Origin of the sequence: Thalassolituus sp. UBA6592 (assembly GCF_002433655.1) — a bacterium.
Classification (GTDB): Bacteria; Pseudomonadota; Gammaproteobacteria; order Pseudomonadales; family Oceanobacteraceae; genus Venatoribacter.
This window is the reverse complement of the sequence record NZ_DJIO01000093.1, coordinates 1-2,700: the sequence shown is the minus strand read 5'-3', so window position 1 is coordinate 2,700 and position 2,700 is coordinate 1. Positions and strand designations below refer to the sequence as shown.

The following is a 2,700-nucleotide window of genomic DNA, read 5'->3' as shown; positions in this document are numbered from 1 at the left end:
GATGCTCATGTAGGTTAACTACACTCCGCTCTTTCGCTGTTTCTTGCCTTGTATCTTCATCGCTCGTAACGCTCCGGGAAGCCGCTGCGCTACGGGCGTAGCTGAAGTGAAAAAGATTAATCGGCCTGGCTCAGATGCCGGGCTGAAACCGAATTCAGGAGACTGAGATGTCCCGTATTAAAACTGCATTTGCAACCCTGGAAGCCAAAGGCAAAAAAGCCCTGATTCCTTACATCACCGCAGGTGATCCGCAGAAAGAAGCCACCGTTCCTATGATGCACGCGCTGGTTGATGCCGGTGCCGATATTATCGAACTGGGTGTGCCGTTCTCTGATCCGATGGCGGATGGCCCGACTATTCAGCTGGCCTGTGAACGCGCGCTGGCGCACAACACTTCGCTGCGTGATGTGCTGGCGATGGTGGCGGAGTTCCGTCAGTCCGACGATAAAACCCCGGTCGTTCTTATGGGTTATCTGAACCCGGTTGAACGCATGGGGTATGAAGAATTTGCGACCAGTGCAGTCGCTGCCGGTGTTGATGGTGTGCTGATGGTGGATCTGCCACCTGAAGAAGCGGTCGATGTGGCAGATTTCTTTAAGTCCCGCGAGCTGGACATGATTTATCTGATCGCACCGACCACCAAAGACGAGCGTATTGAAGCCATCGCTCATGCCGGCAGTGGCTATGTGTACTACGTTTCTCTGAAAGGTGTGACCGGTTCTAAGGCGCTTGATGTCGATGATGTGGCGCGTAATCTGGAACGTATCCGTAAGCACGTATCCATTCCGGTGGGTGTCGGTTTTGGTATCAGCAATGGCGAAACCGCAGCGGCGGTATCCAAAGTGTGTGACGGCGTTATTGTCGGTTCAGCGATTGTGAATCTGATTGCTGCCAACGCTGAGGACGCGGCTAAGGCGCGCACCGACGTTGCGGCCCTGGTAAACAGTATGCGCACGGCTCTGGATGCCTGATCTGTCATGAGTTTTGATCCGCAAACAGCCACTGTTGATCAGTGGCTGGAGCGCATTGAAGCGCTCCATCCCAGCGAGATTGAACTGGGGCTGGACCGGGTAAAAGCGGTTGCTGAACGACTGGATTGTCTGCATCCCGCTCCACTGGTCATTCTGGTGGGTGGTACCAATGGTAAGGGTACTACGTCCGCTCTGCTGGCAGCATTGCTGCAGGCGCAGGGTATGAAAGTCGGTGTCTATTGTTCACCTCATATTCATCGTTACAACGAGCGTGTGATGGTGGATGGTACCGAGGTATCTGATGAAGCACTGTGTGCCGGTTTTCGTGCGGTAGAGGCCGGGCGGGGTGACACCAGTCTGACCTATTTCGAGTTCGGCACGCTGGCTGCACTTAAGTGGTTTTCTGAACAGAAGCTGGATGCCTGTGTGCTGGAAATTGGTCTGGGCGGTCGCCTGGATGCGGTTAATATCGTCGAGCCGGATATATCAGTGATCACCAGTATTGGTCTGGATCATCAGGCCTGGCTGGGTGATACCGTAGAACAGATTGCTTGTGAAAAGGTCGGCATTGCCCGTTCCGGTAAAGTGCTGGTGTGCGGTCAGCCGAATCCTCCGGCAAACGCCAGAACGGCTGTCGAAGATATGGCTGCCAGCTGGGTTGGACGGGGTGAGGTGTTTGATGTCGTCCGTCAGCAGGATGGCTCTCTTGATGTGAGTTTTCTCTACGATGGAGAGTCCCGTCAGTGGCACCTGCCTGCGGCACGTATTCCTTATCATAATGTTGCTACCGCGATTCAGACGCTGGCACTGATGGATCAGCTGCCGCCTCAGGATAAAGTCGAACGGGTATTGAAGCATCTGCGGGTGCCGGGCCGGCTGCAGAGTTACCGGCATTCGTCGGGGCTGATTGTTACCCTTGATGTGGCGCACAATGAACAGGCAGCAGCGTATCTGGCAAGCTCTCTGCATCATGTTGATGGTATCATTCTTGGGATGCTGACCGACAAAGAAAGTGCGGCTGTGCTGGCTGCTCTGCCACAACACGATAAGCTGATATGCTGTGGTCTCGAATGTCCGCGTGGGCTCAGCGCAGATGCGCTGGCGGCACGCTTCGCTGCTGTTGAGCTGCAGACCGCAGCCACGGTGGCGGAGGCTATGCGACTGCTGCCTGACAACGGACACTGGTTGATCTGTGGATCGTTCTTTACCGTCGATGCGGCAATGGAAGTTATTAAAGGAGAACCGGGGCAGTGGAACAGCATTTAAAAAAGCGCGTTGTTGGTGCCTTCTTAACTGTTGTGGCGTTCGCTATTGCGCTGCCGCTGGTGCTTGATGGATCGCGCAGCAAAGTTGGGCTGCGCAGCGATATACCTCCCATGCCGGATGCGCCGGACTGGGCGGTGGTTGAGGATGAACAGAAAGTGCGTATCGAGCTGGAGCAGCTCGCCAGTGGCGAAGCTGAAGAGGCTGTGCGCATTCCGGATATTCCGGTTGCTGAGCAGGATGAGCAGGCACAACCCGGCAGCAAAGGGGATCAGACCTCGCTGGATGCAGATAACCTGCCTTACACCTGGACGCTGCAGCTGGGGGCGTTTTCCGACGAGAAAAATGCTTTTGAGCTGCGGGATAAGCTGCGTAAAAGAGGCTACAAGGCATACACTCAGGCTTTTCCGGGCGATAATCTGACCCGGGTGTACGTTGGCCCAGAGGTGCAGCGCAGTGTAATCGA

Annotated in this window: 3 protein-coding genes; all 3 read left to right on the top strand. The window is 55.2% G+C overall.

Features of this window, described 5'->3' with window-relative positions; all coding sequences use genetic code 11:
• Nucleotides 1–167: 167 nt before the first annotated feature.
• Nucleotides 168–971, top strand: a complete 804-nt coding sequence (gene trpA / locus B2Z72_RS09010) for a tryptophan synthase subunit alpha (protein WP_296983516.1) — start codon at nt 168–170, stop codon at nt 969–971.
• Nucleotides 972–977: 6 nt separating this feature from the next.
• Nucleotides 978–2,237, top strand: coding sequence for a bifunctional folylpolyglutamate synthase/dihydrofolate synthase (locus tag B2Z72_RS09005; protein ID WP_296983518.1), 1,260 nt, complete (start codon nt 978–980; stop codon nt 2,235–2,237).
• A partial coding sequence (locus B2Z72_RS09000) for an SPOR domain-containing protein (protein ID WP_297004621.1) occupies nt 2,222–2,700 on the top strand: 479 nt, incomplete at its 3' end. The genes B2Z72_RS09005 and B2Z72_RS09000, both read left to right, overlap by 16 nt.